The following is an 18,849-nucleotide window of genomic DNA, read 5'->3' as shown; positions in this document are numbered from 1 at the left end:
CTCACGAAAGGAAGCCGATCATGGCGATGGACCTCGACGACATGCTGCAGAAGATCAAGGACAAACAGTGGGCCTTGGTCGATATCGACTGGGATGCCCCGGGAGCCGAGCTGATCGAGCCGGAACTGTGGGCCAAGCTCAAGCCGTTCATGACCGACCTGATGTGGATCGAGAACGTCGGCGCCCGCGGCTTCGCGGCGCTGGCGAAGAAGGCCCCGACCCCGACGCTGAAGAGCATCTATGAGCACTTCCACGCCGAGGAGCAGAAGCACGCCAACGCCGAGCTCGCGTTGATGCGCCGGTGGGGCATGCTGGAGGACGACGAGATCCCGCCGCCGAGCGTCAACGTGCAGCTGGTGATCACCTGGCTCGACAAGTTCTCCGATGGCATGTCGCTGTCGATTCTGGGCACCGTCATCCCCATGCTGGAGGTGGCCCTGGACGGCGCGCTGATCAAGTTCATCACCGACGAGGTCAAAGACCCGGTGGCCCAGGAAGTATTCAAGCGGATCAACTCCGACGAGTCGCGCCACCTCGCGGTCGACTTCGAGGTGATGGACATTCTCGGCCACGCCAACATGCGGAAGCTGGCTGTCGAGTTCGTCGGCAGCTGGATGAACCCGGCGCTGCTGATCGGTACGTTGAGCTACTTCCCGCTGCTGAACAAGATGCGCGACAACATCGTGGCGATGGGCGTCAACGAAGAACGCCTCTACCAGGCCATGCGTCGTTTCCGGAACGTCGGTGAGCGAAGCGCTTTCGTCCGTCGGGTGCCGATGTACCAGTTCATCTCCTGGCACAGCAAGAAGGTGATCGACCGCACCTCCAAGTACCACTGGCTGGCCGACTCCCTGGTTGCGGTCACCAGCGTCATCCCCAAGTCACTGGTGGAGTACACCCCGTCGTGGTCGGAAGAACTGACCTACGAGCCGGTCGCGTGATGGGGCAGCACATGACGATCTCCGTAGCGATCATCGGCGCCGGGTTCGCCGGTGTCGGTGCGGCCATTCGTCTCAAAGATCAGGGTGTCACCGATTTCGTCATCCTCGAACGCGATTCACGCGTCGGGGGCACGTGGCGGGACAACACCTATCCCGGTGCCGAATGTGACATTCCCTCGCGGCTGTACTCCTACAGCTTCGCCCGAAACCCCGAGTGGTCGCAGACCTATTCGGGCAGTGCGGAGATCCTTGGCTACATCGACAGCATGGTCGAATCCGCCGGAATCGCACCGCATATCCGGTTCGGCCACAACGTGACCGGTGTCGCCTACGACGCTGAGGCAGGGGAGTGGACCGTCGGTCTTTCTGACCGCGAGCCGCTTCGGGCCCAGGCCGTGATCGTGGCTTCCGGGCCGCTGGCCAATCACAGCTTCCCGAGCATCCCGGGTATCGAGTCCTACGAGGGCCACAAGATCCACAGTGCCCGTTGGGATCACGACTACGACTTCGCCGGCAAGAAGGTGGCCGTCATCGGCACCGGCTCCAGCGGGGTGCAGATCATCCCGGAGCTGGTCAAGGTCGCCAAGTCGGTCAAGGTGTTCCAGCGGACGCCGGGATGGGTGCTGCCGAAGCTCAACACGTCGACCGGTGATCGGCTCAAGCAGATCTACAAGCACGTGCCGCTGGCCGAGAAGCTGATGCGGTCCGCCTGGTACTGGGGGCACGAGTCGGTGGCCCTCGGGGTGGTGTGGGACACCCCGCTGACGAGGCTGGTGGAGGCCCTCAGTGCCGCCAACCTGCGTCTGCAGGTGAAGGACCCCTGGATGCGTCGCCAGCTGACACCGGACTTCTCGGCCGGCTGCAAGCGGTTGCTGATGACCAGCGACTACTACCCGGCACTGCAGGCGGATAACTGCACCTTGGTGACCTGGCCGATCGCCCGGTTGTCGCCCAAGGGCATTCGCACCGTTGAGGGGATCGAGCACCAGTTCGACGCCATCGTGTTCGCCACCGGCTTCGATGTCTCCAAGGCCGGGACCCCGTTCCCGGTCACCGGCCTGGACGGCCGCGATCTGGCCTCGGAGTGGAGCCGCGGCGCTTACGCCTACCGCAGTGTCGCGGTGTCGGGTTATCCGAACCTGTATTTCACCTTCGGTCCGAACTCGGGGCCCGGCCACAACTCGGCACTGGTCTACATGGAGGCCCAGATCGACTACATCGTCGAGGCGATCGCCAAACTGCTGCAGTTCGACTGGAAGTCGCTGGACGTGCGGCCCGAGGTTCAGGCCCGCTACAACCAGAACATCCAGCGGCGGCTGAAGTCCACGACCTGGAACTCCGGGTGCCAGAGCTGGTATCTGACCGAGGACGGCTTCAACGCCACCATGTTCCCGGGGTTTGCCACCCAATACGTCAACCAGCTCAAGACGGTTGACCTGAAAGACTTCAAGATCACCGTGGCCGAGACCAGCCGCGACCCGGTCCTGACCACCTAGGCTGCGCTGGTGACCGAGTACCGGATCGACGACCTGGCACGGGAGGCGGGTACGACCACCCGTAACGTCCGGGTCTACCAGGAGAACGGCCTGCTGCCCCGGCCCCAGCGCCGGGGCCGGGTCGCGATCTACACCGACCGGCACCTCAGCCAGCTGCAGGCGATCATCCGGTTGCTCAGCGAGGGCTTCACGGTCAAGCACATCCTGAAGTTTCTGACCGGGCTGCAGCGCGGTGAGGGCCTGGTCGAGGCGCTCGATCTCGCCGATCTGGCCGAACTGGTGACCACTCCGTGGTCGAACCCGGTGTCGCAGAACATGAGCCGAGACGAACTGGAGACCCGGCTGGGCGGGTTGGATGAGCCGATGCTGCGTCGATTGGCCGATAGCGGGGTGATCGAGCCGACCGACGTCGAGAACAACTACGTGGTGACCGATCTGCGTCTGGTCGAGGACTTCGCCGCCTTGGTCTCCCGCGGTATGCCACTGGCAGCGCTGCTGGACGCGGTGGGCATCGTCGACGAGAAGCTAGACGAGGCCGCCGGAGTCATGGCCCGCAGCGGATATTCGGAGGTGGTGCGCCAGCGAGGCACCGGGTGGCTACCCGGCAACGACGCCGAACTCGCCTGGGCCGCCGATCTGGTCGATGCCATGCGCCGGGTGGCAAGGCGGGTGGCACACGCGAGTCTGGACCGCGCGTTCGACGCCGCGGTACGAGCCGAATTGTGGCAGTACCAGCAGGAAAGCAAAGAGTACGGCGCTGGCCGCGACGAGAGCTCCTGACCCAAGCGGTGGGGCAACCGCACGGAAGAATCGCCGTGGCGTTACCGGCCAGGCGAAACTACACTCTTGAGTTCATGGCCATCCGGCGCGCGGTGCTCGTCATCGCCGACATCGGCGGTTACACCGCCTACATGAACTGGAACCGGACCCACCTGGTGCACGCCCAGATGGCGGTGGCCGCGCTGCTGGAATCGGTCATCGACGCCGCCAAAGGCATGAAGCTGGCGAAGCTGGAGGGCGACGCCGCCTTCTTCTGGGCGCCCAACGGCGACGCCCACGCCTTGGTCAGCGACCGACTGGCGCGGATGCACCAGGCGTTTCTCAACCGGCGGTCCCGTATTGAGAACGGCCGCAAGTGCAACTGCGACTGCTGCAAGCAACTGATGAACCTGTCGTTGAAGTTCGTCGCCCACGAGGGCGAGGTGGCCGAGCAGAAGGTCAAGCGCCACACCGAACTCGCCGGCCTCGACGTCATCCTGGTGCACCGGATGCTGAAGAATCAGGTGCCGGTGCCGGAGTACGTGTTGATGACTGATCCCGTCGCACAGTGCCTCGACGAGCCGGTCCGGCAAACCTGCCTGCCGCTGATGCACGACTTCGAGGGCCTCGGCGAAACCTCGACGTACTACCTGGATCTGGCGAACTCGGCGGAGCAACCGCCCGCCGAGGCCATGGGATGGGGCGGCCGGATGAAATTCCGGTTCAAGGCGCTGCCGTTCGTGGTCGGCGCCAAGGAACCGTGCGCAGGATTTCGCGGTCTGGGCCGCGGCACTCCCGAACTCCCGCAGGCCTGAGGGAGCACTGACCTCAGCTGATCCGGGACCCTTCGAGATAGGCCGCCAGCGCATTGGTCAGACCGCGCCGGGCCTCCTCGAGGTCGGCATAGGAGCCCAGCTGACGCTCGGAGACCAGCCCGCGCATCGCACCCGGGATGAGGGCGGCCACCTCGCGCACCCGTACCGGGTCGACCCCGAGGTCGGCGAATGCGCTGTGGCAGGTCTGTAGCCAGCTCTTGCCCCAGGAGAACAATTCCGCGGCCGTGCGCGGATACAACCGCTCCAGCTCGTGGTGGTCGCGAGGGAGTGCGGCCCGCAGGTTCTCGATCGCCCGGGAGTCCTGCGACGCCAACCCGTGATAGAGCGTGTCGATGATCGCGGCTACCCGATCTCGCAGCGGCGCAACACGTTCCAGCCCGGCGAACGCCGACATCGCCGCATCCCGGCGCTCAGCGGTCCGGCGCAGCACCGCCGCCCAGAAGCCGTCGACGTCGCCGAACTGATACTGCACCGCACCCCAGGTGGCGCCGCTCTCCTTGGCGATCCGGCTCGCCGACACCGCCCCCGGGTCCCCGGTGGCCAGCGAGCGCACCGCGGCATCCAGCATCGCCTCGCGGGTCGCCTGCCCGCGCTTGTTGCTGCGCCGCGGCGCCGGAGGACTCATCCTCCGAATCCTAGCAACATTTACATAGTGGGCACTATGATTCCTGGGGACGGCGAACTATGCTGCGACACAGCCGCCCGGGAAAGACCGCCGAGAGGACACCAGCCCATGGCCAAACCGCCGCTGTCGATGAAGCCGACCGGCTGGTTCCAGGTCGCGTGGTCCGACGAGATCGGCATCGGCGACGTCCGCACCATGAAGTATTTCGGCCAGGAGATGGTCGCCTGGCGCGCCGAATCCGGTCAGCTCACCGTGATGAACGCCTACTGCGAGCACCTCGGTGCGCACCTGGGTTACGGCGGCACCGTCTGTGGCGAGGTGCTGCAATGCCCGTTTCACGGCTGGCAGTGGAACTCCCAGGGGCGCAACGTCTGTATCCCCTACCAGGACAAGCCCAACCGCGGCCGGCGGATCGGCACGTACCCGGTCATCGAGCGCAACGAGTCGGTCTACATCTGGCACGACGTGCACCGCCGCGAGCCGTTCTTCGACGCACCGGATGTGTTCGCCGCCTTCGATGATCGCCGCGCCGCCGACTACTACCCCCAGCAGCGGCTGTACCGGCAGGCCCTGGAGATGCACCCGCAGTACGTCCTGGAGAACGGGGTGGATTTCGCGCACTTCAAGTACGTGCACCGGACCCCGATCGTGCCGGTGTTCACCCGCCACGATTTCGCCGAACCGGTGTCCTACGTCGACTTCACCATCACCTTCGAAGGCGACGACGGCCAGCGCATCGAAGACGTCAACAGCGGCGTGGAGGCCATCAACGGCGGCTTGGGCATCGCGGTGACCAAGAGTTGGGGGATGATCGACAACCGCACCATCTCGGCGATCACCCCCGTCGACGACTCCACCTCCGATGTGCGATTCATGGTCTACATCGGCCGCACACCGGGCGGTGATCCGGCGCGCGCGGAGACCAGGGCGGCCGAGTTCGGGCGGGAAGTGATCCGTCAGTTCGAACAAGACATCCACATCTGGTCGCATCAGCGCTACTCGGACCCACCGGCACTGGCCAACGCTGAATACCAAGGCTTCACCGCAATCCGCCAGTGGGCCAAACAGTTCTATCCCGACGGTATCGGCGGCAGTGCTGCCGAAGTCTATGCCCAGAAAGGCTCACCCGCATGACCGTTTCTGCTGCACCGATCCGCGTGTTCCAGGTCGCCACCGGCAACGTCGGCTCCGAAATGATCAAGCGGATCGCCAATCGCCCCGACCTCGAACTCATCGGTGTGCACTGCTATTCGCCGGACAAGATCGGCAAGGACGCCGGGGAGCTGGCCGGCATCGCGGCCAACGGGGTCAAGGCGACCGGCAGCATCGAGGAGATCATCGCCGCCAAGCCCGACGTGCTGACCTTTCACGGGGTGTTCCCCGATGAGGATCTCTACGTTCGGGTGCTGGAGGCGGGCATCAACATCGTCACCACCGCCGACTGGATCACCGGCTGGCACCGCGACCACAACCACCCGCACCCGTCGGGAAAACCGGTGACACAGCTACTTTCCGAAGCGTGTGAAAAGGGTGGCGCGACGTTCTACGGCACCGGGATGAACCCGGGACTCAACCAGATCCTGGGCGTGGTGGCGGCCGCCGACGTCGCCGACATCGAGAACGTCACCACCATCGAATCGGTCGACGTGTCGTGTCACCACTCCAAGGAGACCTGGATCGAGGTCGGCTACGGGCAACCGGCCGACGACCCGGAGATCCCGGCCAAACTGGAGAAGTTCACCCGCGTCTTCGCCGACAGCGTGCTGATGATGGCCGACTGCTTCGACCTGACCCTCGATGAGGTCACCTTCAGCTACGAGCTGGGCGTGTGCACCAAAGACGTCGACCTGGGCTGGTACACCCTGCCCCAGGGATCGCTGGGCGGCAGCTACATCAAATACCAGGGCATGGTGGACGGCGTCGCGCGCATCGAAACCCACCTGGAGTGGCAGATGACCCCGCACACCGAACCGAACTGGAAGATCAAGGGCTGCTACATCACTCGGGTGACGGGCGACCCGTGCGTCTACAACAAGCACATGATCTTGCCCAAACCCGGTGTGGATCTGTCCAACCCGGACAACTTCGCCTCGATCGGCATGACCGTGACCGGTCTGCCCGCCCTTAACGCGATCCGATCCGTGGTGGCCGCGCCGCCGGGCTTGTTGACCAGCGCCGACTTGCCGCTGCGCGGGTTCGCCGGGCGATTCAAGCTCTGACCGGCCGAGGGCCGGCGCAGCGCTAAGGAGCCTCGGCGGGAAGCGGTGTGCCGGCGCTGCCTTCAGGCAGCGGGGTGCCGGAGCTGACGGCGGGCGGCGCGGCCGGGCGCGACGACGGGCCTTGCGCCGGCGCGGGCGCCCGATTGCTGTTGCCGCCGTTCGTCGGAGCCTGCGGCTGCGGTGCGGCCGGACGGGCCTGCGGCTGCGGTGGCGGTGCCACCCATCGGATCAAATCGGCGCCGCCGGCCTGATAGACCATGCTGTCGGGGGCGTCGCCGGTGACATCGAAATAAACCTTGCCGCTGGTCTTCTGGCCCTGGGACAGGGCCGTCGGCACGATGCCCTGCGGAGTGGCCACGGTGAACAGCGACTGATAGTTCTGGCCGCTGGCCGAGCGGGCGCTGAGGTTGGCGACGATCGGGACAACCGTGCCCTGGATCGCCTCGTCGGTGGCGGTGGCCTCCCACAGGGTGCCGCGCGGCTGGTAGGGGATGGTGTCGGTGCTGGGCCGCAAATCGTTGACCGTCCAGCCGTGCACGCCGGGCCCCTCGGGCAGCGTCCCCTGGGCTCCGAGCGGATGGGTGACCGGGGCCGGGTCAGGGCCGTCGGCGGCGGCGGTCCCGGTGCTGAACGCGCCGGCGGCAGCCAGTGCTCCCACTGCCAGGGCGGTCGAGATCGACTTCATGGGTCTGCTCCTCAGGTCGGTGACATCCCGCTTAGTGGTACTCAAGTACTGAATCGTAACGGCCACCGGTCGGGCTGCCGTGAAACGAGCCCGGCCCGGCCCCGCGTGAGCGGAGGCCGGGCCGGACGTACGACGTGCTCGGTGCTATCCGGTCGCGTTGTTCGCGCCGCCGGCCGCCGGCGTGCCCTGGCTTCCCGCCGGAACCGGCGAGGTGCCGGCCTCGGTGCCCTGCGAGCTGGCCGGAGCCGTGCCTTCCGATCCCGCGGCCGGCGCACCGGCGCTCTCCGCCGGAAGCGGCGTGCCGGAGCTGCCTGCCGCCGCCGGCGTGTTTCCGGTAGCCGCGGGTGCCGAAGCCTCCGGGGTGCCCGCCGAAGCCGAAGCCGGCGTCTCCGAGCCGTTTGCCGCTGCCGAGGTGCCCTCGGTGTTGGCCGCGGCCGCCGGGGCGCCGTCGGCCTCGGCCGGCAGCGGAGTGCCCTGGCTACCGGCCGCAGCCGGGGTGCTGCCGGTCTGGTTACCGGCCGGGTTGGTCTGGGTGCCCGACTGGGCCGGCTTCGGGCTGGTGGCCGCCGGGCTGTGTCCCGCGGCGCCGGTCGGGGCCGACGAGCCGCCGGACGGGGCGGTCGAAGCGGCCGGGGTCCAGATCAGCTGGTCCTTGCCGGCGAACTGGTAGACCGCGCTGTTGGGCGCGTCGCCGGTGACGTCGAAGTACACCTTGCCGCTGGTCTTCTCGCCCTGTGCCAGGGTGGAGGGGTTCACCCCCTGCGGGGTGGCAACGGTGAACAGCGCGGGGTAGGTCTGGCCGCTGGCCGAACGCGCGCCGAGGTTGGCGATCACCGGGGTGACGTTGCCCTGGATGGCCACGTCGGTGGCGGTGGCTTCCCACAAGGTGCCGTGCGGCTGGTAGGGGACGGCATCGGTGCTGGGGCGCAGGTCGCTGACCGTCCAGCCCTGGATGACGCCGTTGTTGTCAACGGTGCCCTGCGTTCCGAGCGGATGCGTCGTCGGGGCGGCGTCACCGGCGTCCGCGCCGGCGGTCGGGATGCTGAGGGCTCCGGCTACAGTCAACGCTCCGGCGGCGGCTACGGCGGTAGTGATCAACTTCATTGTCGCTTGACTCCTCGGTTCGGCTGGAATTTCGGGGTCGTGCACTCCAGACCGCAAATCCTAACGGATTTGACCATGACGTTTGTTTACGTCACAGGGTTGAATCGCAAACAGCGCGCCGGCGCCGTCGGTGAACGGCGGTCAAGAATGCGAACTCCACCAGGTGTAGAGCTGCTCCAGCGACGGCGTGCTGTGCTCAGTGTGCAGACGGGCCAGCACCAGGTTGGCGTCGTTGGTCCACGCCAGAGTGGGTGAACCCTGGCGCATACCGCACAGCAGCATCCCGCTGGGCTTGTCCGGGGTAGCGGTCCGGTGCCAGGCGCCCGGCGACTGAATCCGGCCGGGGCAAATGACGACGGTGGCGGCCTGCACGGTGTTGTCGAAACTCAGGTGCAGCGCCCCGGCGTCCGGAAACAAAGCGTAGGTCGCTGAGGGCGGGCCGCCCGGGTCGATGTTGCGGCCGCAGCTCACCTCCGCGACGGCGCCACCCATCGAGGCGGCCGGCGTGCAGGTGTCCTGCGGATAACCGGGGGGCAGCAGCTTGAGCAACCGGGCCTGGGCTTCGGCGGACGCCATGGACGCAGCGGGCCCGTTCGCCGCCGCGACGGTCCCCGCGTCGCCGGCATCGGCGGCGAGCTCTTCGGAACCCGACCGGTTCGTCATCCAGGCGATCAGCCCGACGGCCACGGCCAGTGCCGCGGCAAGGCCCAGCAGCTGATTGCGTCTACCGGGGTTGCGGTAGCCGGGCAGCGGCCGCGGCGAGCTGAACCAGTCGTCGTCGGGGGTAGAGATGCGCGGAACGCTGGATTGCGCGACCGGGCGGACGGTGCCGGCCGAGGGTTCTAGCGGGGGAGCGGACTCGGGTTCTGCAGCGGTGACCGGTGGAGCCGGCGGGGCCTCTGGCGGCACGCTCGGCTTCGACTGCTCGATCAGCGGCGGGGTGGACTGCTGGCTGACCTCGTACATGTGCAACGTCCGGTGTTGATCAGGTGCACTCAACGCCTGATAGGCCGCGGTGGCCAGCTCGGCGGCGTTGGCGAAGCGCTCCCTGGGATCCTTGGCCATGCCCATGGCGATCACCGCGTCAAAGGCCGGTGGGATCGTCGAGCCGGCCTGGCTGGGCCGCGGAATCGGCTTGCTCAGATGAGCATTGGCCAGCATCGTGACGCTGTCGGCGCGGTACGGCGGCGAACCCGTCAGGCACTGGTAGAGCACGCACGCCAACGAGTAGACGTCGACGGCCGGACCGAAGTCACCGCCGGAGAACAGCTCCGGCGCGGAGTACTTCCAGCGGGCACCGGCCTGTTCGGCGTCGGTCGCGTTCGCCCCGGGCGCACCGGCGATCCCGAAATCCACCAGGTAGACGAAGTCATCACTGGTCAGCAGGATGTTGCGCGGCTTGACGCCCCGGTGAATCACCCCGGCGGCATGCGCGGCATCCAGCGCCGACGCGGCCTGCCAGACGATGTTCACCGCGCGGGACGGGGGCAGCACACCGGTACGTTTCAACAGGGCGGACAGGTCGGCGCCGGGCACCAGCGGCATGTCGATGAACACTTCGCCGTCCAGCTCGCCGTAATCGCGGACCGGGACGACGTGCGGCTCCTGGACCCGCCCGACGGTGAGCGCCTCCCGCTGCAACCATTCCCGAAACGCCGGATCCCGGCCCAACGCCGGTGCGAGCAGTTTGAGCGCGGCGGTGCGGTCCTTGTGGGTGTCGACGGCCTCATAGACCTCGCCGGTGGGACCGCGGCCCAGCAGGCGTTTGAGGAGATAGCGCCCAACCCGTGACCCAGCCCGCGAACCAGGCGCGGTCTCGCTCATCATCAACTCCTCAAGTCACACCCGTGAACGCCGATCACCGCACCGGCGGCCCGACGACATTGCCGTCGATAATTTCATCATCGAACCGGTCGGCTATCAGCCGATAGCGGCAACGTCGCCCGAATCGGGCGCGGCCTTCGGAGGTCAGCGGCCGGTCAGGTTGCTGATCGTCATGATTTCCAGGTTGCGGTAGGCGCGGCCGTTGGGCTGCACCAGATCGTGGAACCAGACCTGTGGGGCTGAGGCGTAGGGGCTGTCCCAGGAGTCCCACGGCAGGTAAGTCTGTGTCCTACCGGCGACGAAACCCCAGTTGTATGCGCCCACATTGTGACGCTTCATGATCGGCAGGATCCCGTCGATGGTGTTGCCCTTGGTGCGCGCCAGGTACTCGGTGCACATCATCGGCCGCCCCAGTGGCGCGAGCTCAGCGATCCGCTCACTGAACATCGCCGGCTTGTCATAGGAATGGAAGGTGATGATGTCGGAGCTGTTGAGCTGGGTGTTGACGATGGCGCTGCCCTGCCGCGAGCCCTCCCAGATCCCACTGGTCAGCGGCTGACGGGCATCGACCGACCGGGCCCAGTTGAACACCTGGGGAAGCAAGTCACTGATGAGGTCGAGCTTGTCGGACCGCTCGACGCTGCTGTACTCGCGGGCCATGTTGTCCGGCTCGTTCCACAGATCCCAGGCCAGAATCCGCTCGTCGTACCGGAATTGGGTCATCACGCCGGTGACGTAGTCATACAGGGTGCGGTAGTAGTCGCGGTCACCGAGCCGCTCGGCGCCCGGGCTCTGCACCCAGCGGGAGTTGTGGATGCCGGGCTGCGGTGCGGGCTGCGGTCCCGCCTTGGGGTGCGGGTCCCAACAGGAGTCGAACAGCACGAACATCGGTTTGATGCGGCGCCGGGCGGCGACGGAGACGAACTGGGCCAGCCGGTACTGGAAGCCCTTCCGGTCGGCCGCCCACAGCTGGTCGTGCAAAAAGACCCGCACCGTGTTGAAGCCGGCCGAGCGGGCCCAGCCCAGCTCGGCGTCGATGCGCCGCAGGTCGAAGGTTCCGGGTTGAAACATCTCGAGCTGGTTGACGGCGGTCGAGGTGATGTAGTTGGAGCCGACGGGCCAGCCCTGCGCCTGATACCAGCGATTGGCCCGGTCGATCGACCACCGGCCGGGGTCTGCGCCGGCCCGCGGGATCCGGCTCAGGGTGGGACCCGCCGCCAACAGGAGCGGCAGCCCCAGTGCTGTACGACGTCTCACGCTGTGACCATAACGTCCGGACTCCTCGAGCGGGGTTTGGCCGTCCGGCCTGTCGCCGGGCAAATCGGGCGCCCGCCACCGTGGCAACAGCGGCCACCTACACTGCACCGAATACCTTCCCTCCGTTTCGCGTTGTCGAGAGGCCGACTGTGTCACAGCACCTGCAGGACAAGGTCGTCGTCGTCACCGGCGCCGGCGGCGGATTCGGCAAACTCATCGCCGAGAAGTGCGCCGCCGCAGGTGCCCACGCCGTCGGGGTGGACATCGGCGAGGCGAACCTCGCGGCCGTCTTCGACGGGATCCGCGCGGCCGGGTACTCCGGCACCCATTACGTCGCCGACGTGACCGACTTGGCGCAGATGCAGGGCGCCGTTCAGCACGCGGTGCAGACCTTCGGCGCGGTCGACGTGATCGTCAACAACGCCGGCGTGATGCCGCTCGCCTACTTCGCCGACCACGCGCGGGCCTGGCAGCAGTGGCACCGCGCCATCGACATCAACATCAAAGGCGTGGTGAACGGGATCTCGGCCGTCTACGACCAGATGATCGAGCAGGGCCGGGGCCACGTGGTCAACATCTCGTCGATCTACGGCAACGCCGGGGTGGCGGGCGCGGGCGTCTATAGCGCGACCAAGGCAGCGGTCACCGTGCTGTCGGACTCGTTGCGCAGCGAGGCCAAGGGAAAGATCAAGGTGAGCACCGTCAAACCGACCGGCGTGCTGGGCACCAACCTGGCCAGCGGCGTGGTCAACGGCGCAGCGATCATGGGCATCGTCGGATCCCGCGCTGAAAGCTATATGCAGTCGCTCACCGCGTTCGCCGACGGCACCCTGACGGCCGAGCAGACCGACATCGACTCGGTGAAGTACTGGCTGATCACTCCCGAGGACCTCGCCGACGCCGTGGTTCACGTCATCGACCAACCGTGGGGCATCAGCATCAGTGACATCACGGTGCGGGCAAGCGGCGAAGACTACCTCTACTGACCCCGATGTCTGGCCAAACCGCCTGGAATTCGCCCGCTTTCACCGCCGCTGACGTAGCCCGCTATCACGACGCCGGCTGGTGGTCGACGATCACGCTGTCGGATGCGGTTCGCCGCAACGCGCAACGATTCCCGCAGCGCGCCGCCTATGTCGACTACCTCGGTGCGGGACTGAGCTGGCGGGAATTCGACGCGGCGGCAGACACCCTGGCGGCGCAGCTGGCCGGTATCGGCGTGCGCCCGCAGAACCGGATCGCGGTGTGGCACCGCGACTCCGCGGCGATCCATGTGCTGTTCGTGGCGATCGAACGGTGCGGCGCGGTGGTGGTGGGCATCGGTGCGCGCGCCGGCACCCGAGAGGTCAACGCGATCCTGGCCGGCGCGCAAGCGAAGCTGCTGATCACCGACGAGCAACGGTACCTGGCAGCTGCAGGCCTGCCGATAGAAACGCTGAACATCGATGAACTGGGAGCGGCTGCCGAAAATGCTGTGCCGGGGCGCCAACTCGGCGCCGACGATGTCTTCTTGATCAACTCCACCTCCGGCACCACCGGGCTGCCCAAGTGTGTGGTGCACACCCAGAACCGTTGGCACTACTTTCACCAATGCGCGGTCGCCAACGGAGCGCTGCGGGCCGACGACGTCTTCGCGCCGATCATCCCCACGCCGTTCGGCTTCGGGCTGTGGACCAGCCACACCACCCCGATCCACCTCGGCGCTACCGCGGTGCTGTTGGACCGCTTCAGCGCGGCGGCGACCTGTGCTGCCATCGCGCAGCATCGGGTCACCGTGTTGTGCTGTGTGAGCACGCAATTGACGATGATGATGGCCGACGCGGCCAGCCGCGACTTCGACCTGAGTTCGCTGCGGGTCGTCTTCACCGGCGGGGAGGCGCTGCCCTACCGGCCGGCCGCGGAGTTCGAGGAGCTCACCGGCGCGAAGATTTTGCAGTTCTACGGCTCCAACGAAACCGGGCTGCTCAGCGGAACCACCCTCGACGACCCGTTGGAGAAGCGGCTGCGCACCGGCGGGCGGATCGTTCCGGAGATGCGGGTCCGGCTCTTCGGCGGCGAGGACGGCAACACCGACGTGACCGGCACCGGCCGCGGCCAGCCGGCCTGCCGCGGCCCGGCGACCAGCCTCGGTTATTTGAACGGGACTGATCACGACAAGCTGTTCACCCCCGACGGGTGGATGCGCATGGGTGACATCTGCGAGATCGACGCCGAAGGCTACCTGAGCGTCACCGGCCGGACGTCGGACTTCATCCTGCGCGGCGGAAAGAACATCAGCGCCGCCCAGGTCGAGGATGCCGTCATGACCCACCCGGCGATCGCGGTGGCCGCCGCAGTCGCGATGCCCGATCAGGTGTTCGGCGAAAAGGTCTGCGTCTACGTGGAATTGGCCAAGGCGGGCGGCCTCGAATTGCCCGAGCTGGTCGAGTACCTGCTGTCGCTCGGGGTGTCTAAAGAACTGCTGCCCGAACGCCTGGTCGTCCTGGACGAACTGCCGCGCTCATCCGGCGGAAAGATCGCCAAAGGGCACCTGCGGGACTACTCGTAGCCCTCGTAGACCTGCGATGGCCCGTCCGGGGTGATTCGATACCCCACCGTCGCAATATGCACCTCGCCGACCGGGTCGAGTTCGCGGTAGCCACCGAACAGGTCGATGTCGTTGTCCGCCAACCCCACCCGAAAACCGCCCCACAGATAGGGCACCGGGAACCACAGCTGCTTTCCCGGCAGCTCGTGCAGCACCTCGACCGGGGGATAGCGGAACATCTGGCGCAGGTCGACACCGCGGAACAGCTGCTGGATCAGGTCGTCGATGATGCCGGTCAGCTGGGCGTTGAGCGCGGCGATCCGGTCGGGTTCCAGCGGCGCCGCCGGGGGCCGCAGCACCGCCAACAGCTCCGCGGGCCGGCCGTGCTCGACGGCGATGTCATAGGCGGTGCGCCCGGCGGCATCGGGCTGACTGCGTAGCGCACCCTGCTCGATGAGCCACGACGCCACATCCGCCGGCGCCCCATGCCAACCGGCCTGATGCAGCACGGTCAGCCAGGTCTTGCCGCCCGGCCGCCAGGCCTTGACGTCGACGACGTGGTCGCCCCGGTTCAGTTCGCGAACGACGTGGCGCCACTTGCCCCGCTTGGCCGCGTCGGCCAGATACAGCGCGGCCTGGGCCTGCCGGTTGCCCAACAGCGAGCGGTCCATCACGCCCGGCCACAGCGGTGCGTTGTTGCGGATCTCGTTGTAGGTCGTCACGCTGCCATCATGCCTTGAAACCCCGCCGCCACGTCGGTCCCGGTTCTCGTCGGAGCGGTTCGGTAGGGTCCCTGCGCGTGACCCAGAACGTAACGCTTAAACCGGTGAACGCCCGTCTGGCAGCGGAACTGGCCGTTGCTGAACGCCAGGTCGCGGCGGCCGTCGCCCTGCTCGACGAGGGCGCGACGGTGCCGTTCATCGCCCGCTACCGCAAGGAGGCCACCGGCAGCCTGGACGACGGCCAGCTGCGCACCCTCGAAGAGCGACTGCGCTACCTGCGTGAGCTCGACGACCGCCGAGCCGCCGTGCTGACCTCGATCGAAGAACAGGGCAAGCTCACCGATCAGCTGCGGACTGCGCTAATCCAGGCCGACACCAAGGCCCGCGTCGAAGACATCTACCTGCCCTACAAGCCCAAGCGCCGCACCAAGGCGCAGATCGCCCGGGAAGCCGGTCTGGAGCCGCTGGCCGACCGGCTGCTGGCCGACCCGACGCTGGACCCGCAGAAGATCGCTGCGGAGTTCATCGGCGACGCGGTGGCGGATGCCGCGGCGGCGCTGGAAGGGGCGCGCGCCATCCTCGTCGAACGCGCCGCCGAGGACGCCGAGCTGGTGGGCGCCGTCCGGGAAAGATACTGGTCGGCCGGTTGTTTGAAGACCGCGTCGCGGTCGCCGGAAGCCGCGAAAGACGCTGCGGCACAGAAGTTCCGCGACTACTTCGAGTTCAGTGAAGCGCTGGAGGGGATGCCGTCGCACCGGGTGCTGGCCGTACTGCGCGGCGAGAAGGAGGAGGCCCTGGCGCTGGCCTTCGACGGCGGCGACGGCGCGCCGTATCAGGCGATGGTGGCGAAATCGCTCGGCGTGGATCTGACCGCACCCGGTGCGGCCACGCCCTGGCTGGCCGAGACGGTGCGGTGGGCGTGGGAGACCCGCCTAGCGTTCTCCGCGGCGGTCGATGCCCGGATGCGGCTGCGGCAACGCGCCGAATCCGATGCGGTCGCGGTGTTCGCCCGCAACCTCAAGGACCTGCTGTTGGCCGCGCCGGCCGGCAACCGCACCACCCTCGGGCTCGACCCCGGCTTCCGCAGCGGGGTGAAGGTGGCCGTGGTGGACGGCACCGGCAAGGTGCTCGACACCTGCGCGATCTTTCCGCACCAGCCGCAGCGCCAGTGGGAGGCGGCCAAGGCGACGCTGGCCGCACTGGTCGCCCGGCACGGCGTGGACCTGATCGCGGTCGGCAACGGCACCGCGTCGCGCGAAACCGACGCCCTGGCCGCCGAGCTGATCGCCGACCTGCAGTCCGCGGGTGCGGCCGCACCGGTCAAGGCGATGGTCAGCGAGGCCGGCGCCTCGGTATATTCGGCGTCGGCCTACGCCGCCCGCGAACTGCCCGATCTCGACGTAACCCTGCGCGGGGCGGTGTCGATCGCCCGGCGGCTGCAGGATCCGCTGGCCGAGCTGGTCAAGATCGAGCCGAAGTCGATCGGGGTCGGCCAGTACCAGCACGACGTCACGCCGGGAAACCTGGCGCGCAGCCTCGATGCGGTCGTCGAGGACGCCGTGAACGCCGTCGGCGTCGACCTCAACACCGCCTCGGCGCCGTTGCTGGCCAAGGTCTCAGGGGTGTCGGAGTCGTTGGCCGAAGCCATCGTGTCCCACCGCGACCAGACCGGGCCGTTCCGTAATCGGGCCGCGCTGCTCGATGTACCGCGGTTGGGGCCCAAGGCATTCGAGCAGTGCGCGGGATTCCTGCGCATCCGCGACGGCGACGACCCACTGGATTCCTCCGGGGTGCATCCGGAGGCCTACCCGGTGGTGCGGCGCATCCTGGACCGCTCCGGGATTTCCCTGGCCGAGATAATCGGCGACGAACGACTGCTGCGGTCGCTGCAACCCGGTGACTTCGCCGACGACCGGTTCGGGATCCCTACCGTGACCGACATCCTGGCCGAGTTGGAGAAGCCCGGCCGTGACCCGCGGCCGGCGTTCTCCACGGCGACGTTCGCCGCGGGCGTGGAGAAGGTGGCCGACCTCAAGGCGGGCATGGTCCTGGAGGGGGTGGTGACCAACGTCGCGGCGTTCGGCGCCTTCGTTGATGTCGGGGTGCACCAGGACGGCTTGGTGCACGTCTCGGCGATGGCGGACCGCTTCGTCTCCGATCCGCACGAGGTGGTCCGCTCCGGCCAGGTGGTGAAGGTGAAGGTGCTCGACGTCGACGTCGACCGCCAGCGGATCGGGCTGAGCCTGCGGCTGGGGGACAAACCGTCTCGCGGCCCGGCCGCCAAACCGGCTGCGGGCCGGGACACCGGGAAGCAGAATCGGGGGGAGCGGCGGGGTAACGGCGGCGGTCGCCGGGACGCGGCCCCGGCCGGCGGGTCGATGGCCCAGGCGCTGCGGGACGCCGGATTCGGAAGGTGAGGACTCCATGGGGACGGTAGATACCGACGTCGCAGCACAATTCGCCGGCATCGTCGGTGCCGGCGGCCTGCTGATCGGTGAACAGATCGGCCCCGACTACTCCCACGACGAGGCACTGGTGGGCGCACCGGTGACGCCGGGCTATGTGGCTCGCCCGCAGACCGCCGAGCAGGTGGCGGCGCTGCTGGCCGCCGCCACAGAGGCCAAGACTCCGGTCACCGCGCGCGGGTCGGGCACCGGTCTGTCGGCGGGTGCGCGGCCCTGCCCGGACGGACTGCTGATCTCCTTCGAGCGGATGAACGCGGTCCTGGAGATCGACACCGACAACCAGGTCGCCGTGGTGCAGCCCGGGGTCACCCTGGCCGACCTCGACACCGCCACCGCCGAGGCGGGGTTGATGTACACCGTCTTTCCCGGGGAGCTGTCGGCCAGTGTCGGCGGCAACGTCGGCACCAACGCCGGTGGCATGCGCGCGGTCAAGTACGGGGTGACCCGCCACAACGTGCTCGGGGTGCAGGCCGCGCTGCCGACCGGCGAACTGATCCGCACCGGCGGGAAGATCACCAAGCTGTCCACCGGATACGACCTCACCCAGCTGATCATCGGCTCCGAGGGCACCTGCGCGCTGGCCACCGAGGTCACCGTGCGGCTCTACCCGCGGCTGGCGCACTCGGCCACCCTGCTGGCCCCGTTCGCCGACCTGCCCGCGGTGATGCGCGCGGTGCCGACGGTGGTGCGCAGCGGGGTGGACCCGGTGATCCTCGAATACGTCGACAAACTCACCCTGGCCGCGATCAGCTACGCGCAGAACCTCAACCTGGGGATACCCGACGCCATCCGGGAGACTGCCGAGGCGCACCTGGTGATCGGGGTGGAGAACCGTGCCCGCGACCGCCTCGACGACGACGTGGCCATGCTGGGGGAATTGCTGGGCGCGCTCGGAGCGGTCGATGTCTATGTGCTGGAGGGCAATTCGGCGCATGCCTTGATCGAGGCTCGGGAGGAGGCGTTCTGGACGGCCAAGGCCGCCGGTGCTCACGACGTCATCGACGCGGTGGTCCCGCGTGCGGCCATGCACGAGTTCTTCACCCGCGCACAGGCTTTCGCGCAGCAGGTGGGCGCCGGTGTGGTCGGCTGCGGGCACGCCGGCGACGGCAACGTCCACCTGGCGGTGTTCTGCGCCGACGACGATGTCCGGCACCGGTTGCTGCACGACATCTTCTCCGCGGCGATGGCGTTGGGCGGCGCGATCTCCGGTGAGCACGGCCTGGGGCGGGTCAAGACCCAACATTTCCTGGAACTGGAAGATCCGGTCAAGATCGCCCTGATGCGCCGGATCAAGGACGCCTTCGACCCCGCCGGCATCCTCAACCCCGGCGTGCTTCTATAGGCAGCAGATCGCGAGCGCTACGCATTCTTCGGCGCCCGGCAAGAAAG

The 18,849-nt window shown here is 67.7% G+C and carries 16 protein-coding genes; 10 read left to right on the top strand and 6 right to left on the bottom strand.

Translation table 11 applies throughout. The annotated features are described in order from the left end of the window. Nucleotides 1–20: 20 nt before the first annotated feature. From A5771_RS10810 to A5771_RS10795, 4 genes are all read left to right on the top strand, one after another. Nucleotides 21–941 carry a hypothetical protein gene (locus A5771_RS10810; protein ID WP_064855211.1) on the top strand — a complete coding sequence of 307 codons (921 nt, stop codon included), beginning with the start codon at nucleotides 21–23 and terminating at the stop codon, nucleotides 939–941. A gap of 11 nt (nucleotides 942–952) precedes the next feature. Then, nucleotides 953–2,437, top strand: a complete 1,485-nt coding sequence (locus tag A5771_RS10805; protein ID WP_064855253.1) for a flavin-containing monooxygenase — start codon at nucleotides 953–955, stop codon at nucleotides 2,435–2,437. Nucleotides 2,438–2,446: 9 nt separating this feature from the next. Further along, nucleotides 2,447–3,217, top strand: coding sequence for a MerR family transcriptional regulator (locus A5771_RS10800; protein ID WP_064855210.1), 771 nt, complete (start codon nucleotides 2,447–2,449; stop codon nucleotides 3,215–3,217). Nucleotides 3,218–3,291: 74 nt separating this feature from the next. Beyond that, the gene (locus A5771_RS10795) at nucleotides 3,292–4,011 is read left to right on the top strand and encodes a DUF2652 domain-containing protein (RefSeq protein WP_064855209.1); all 720 of its coding nucleotides are present in this window, start codon (nucleotides 3,292–3,294) and stop codon (nucleotides 4,009–4,011) included. Nucleotides 4,012–4,024: 13 nt separating this feature from the next. Here A5771_RS10795 and A5771_RS10790 read toward each other — a convergent pair whose 3' ends face one another. Further along, a complete protein-coding gene (locus tag A5771_RS10790) occupies nucleotides 4,025–4,657 on the bottom strand; it encodes a TetR/AcrR family transcriptional regulator (protein ID WP_064855208.1) in 633 nt (210 codons plus the stop codon). Nucleotides 4,658–4,765: 108 nt separating this feature from the next. Here A5771_RS10790 and A5771_RS10785 point away from each other — a divergent pair, with 108 nt between their 5' ends. Together A5771_RS10785 and A5771_RS10780 are read left to right on the top strand one after the other, a co-directional pair. Then, nucleotides 4,766–5,791 (top strand): Rieske 2Fe-2S domain-containing protein, encoded by a 1,026-nt coding sequence (locus tag A5771_RS10785; RefSeq protein ID WP_064855207.1) that lies wholly within the window; start codon nucleotides 4,766–4,768, stop codon nucleotides 5,789–5,791. Then, complete coding sequence (locus tag A5771_RS10780; RefSeq protein ID WP_064855206.1) at nucleotides 5,788–6,876, top strand: NAD(P)H-dependent amine dehydrogenase family protein; 1,089 nt, start codon at nucleotides 5,788–5,790, stop codon at nucleotides 6,874–6,876. The genes A5771_RS10785 and A5771_RS10780 overlap by 4 nt, the downstream gene beginning before the upstream one ends. 22 nt (nucleotides 6,877–6,898) lie before the next feature. On the opposite strand, the gene A5771_RS10775 is transcribed toward A5771_RS10780, so the two are convergent. From A5771_RS10775 to A5771_RS10760, 4 genes are all read right to left on the bottom strand, one after another. After that, nucleotides 6,899–7,561: an MPT63 family protein gene (locus A5771_RS10775; protein ID WP_064855205.1), complete on the bottom strand. Its 663-nt coding sequence runs from the start codon at nucleotides 7,559–7,561 to the stop codon at nucleotides 6,899–6,901. Between the two features lie 144 nt (nucleotides 7,562–7,705). Then, on the bottom strand, nucleotides 7,706–8,665 hold the full coding sequence (locus A5771_RS10770) for an MPT63 family protein (protein ID WP_064855204.1): 960 nt from the start codon (nucleotides 8,663–8,665) through the stop codon (nucleotides 7,706–7,708). A 141-nt stretch (nucleotides 8,666–8,806) separates the two neighbouring features. Then, nucleotides 8,807–10,489, bottom strand: coding sequence for a serine/threonine-protein kinase (locus A5771_RS10765; protein WP_064855252.1), 1,683 nt, complete (start codon nucleotides 10,487–10,489; stop codon nucleotides 8,807–8,809). 144 nt (nucleotides 10,490–10,633) lie between these two features. Further along, nucleotides 10,634–11,746, bottom strand: a complete 1,113-nt coding sequence (locus tag A5771_RS10760) for a cellulase family glycosylhydrolase (RefSeq protein WP_064855203.1) — start codon at nucleotides 11,744–11,746, stop codon at nucleotides 10,634–10,636. Between the two features lie 149 nt (nucleotides 11,747–11,895). Between A5771_RS10760 and A5771_RS10755 the strand changes: the two genes are divergently transcribed. Together A5771_RS10755 and A5771_RS10750 are read left to right on the top strand one after the other, a co-directional pair. Then, nucleotides 11,896–12,732, top strand: a complete 837-nt coding sequence (locus tag A5771_RS10755; RefSeq protein WP_064855202.1) for an SDR family oxidoreductase — start codon at nucleotides 11,896–11,898, stop codon at nucleotides 12,730–12,732. A 5-nt stretch (nucleotides 12,733–12,737) separates the two neighbouring features. Beyond that, nucleotides 12,738–14,294, top strand: a complete 1,557-nt coding sequence (locus tag A5771_RS10750) for a class I adenylate-forming enzyme family protein (protein ID WP_064855201.1) — start codon at nucleotides 12,738–12,740, stop codon at nucleotides 14,292–14,294. Here A5771_RS10750 and A5771_RS10745 read toward each other — a convergent pair. Then, entirely contained in the window at nucleotides 14,285–14,995 is a 711-nt protein-coding gene (locus A5771_RS10745) for an ankryin (protein ID WP_082947179.1), read from the bottom strand. The genes A5771_RS10750 and A5771_RS10745 overlap by 10 nt on opposite strands. A gap of 77 nt (nucleotides 14,996–15,072) precedes the next feature. Between A5771_RS10745 and A5771_RS10740 the strand changes: the two genes are divergently transcribed. After that, on the top strand, nucleotides 15,073–17,412 hold the full coding sequence (locus A5771_RS10740) for a Tex family protein (RefSeq protein ID WP_064855200.1): 2,340 nt from the start codon (nucleotides 15,073–15,075) through the stop codon (nucleotides 17,410–17,412). 7 nt (nucleotides 17,413–17,419) lie between these two features. Further along, nucleotides 17,420–18,802: an FAD-binding oxidoreductase gene (locus A5771_RS10735; RefSeq protein ID WP_064855199.1), complete on the top strand. Its 1,383-nt coding sequence runs from the start codon at nucleotides 17,420–17,422 to the stop codon at nucleotides 18,800–18,802. Nucleotides 18,803–18,849 lie beyond the last annotated feature (47 nt).

This window comes from Mycolicibacter sinensis (assembly GCF_001667375.1).
GTDB lineage: Bacteria > Actinomycetota > Actinomycetes > Mycobacteriales > Mycobacteriaceae > Mycobacterium > Mycobacterium sinense_A.
Note: the sequence above shows the minus strand (reverse complement) of the source record. Positions and strands in the feature narration are given on the sequence as shown.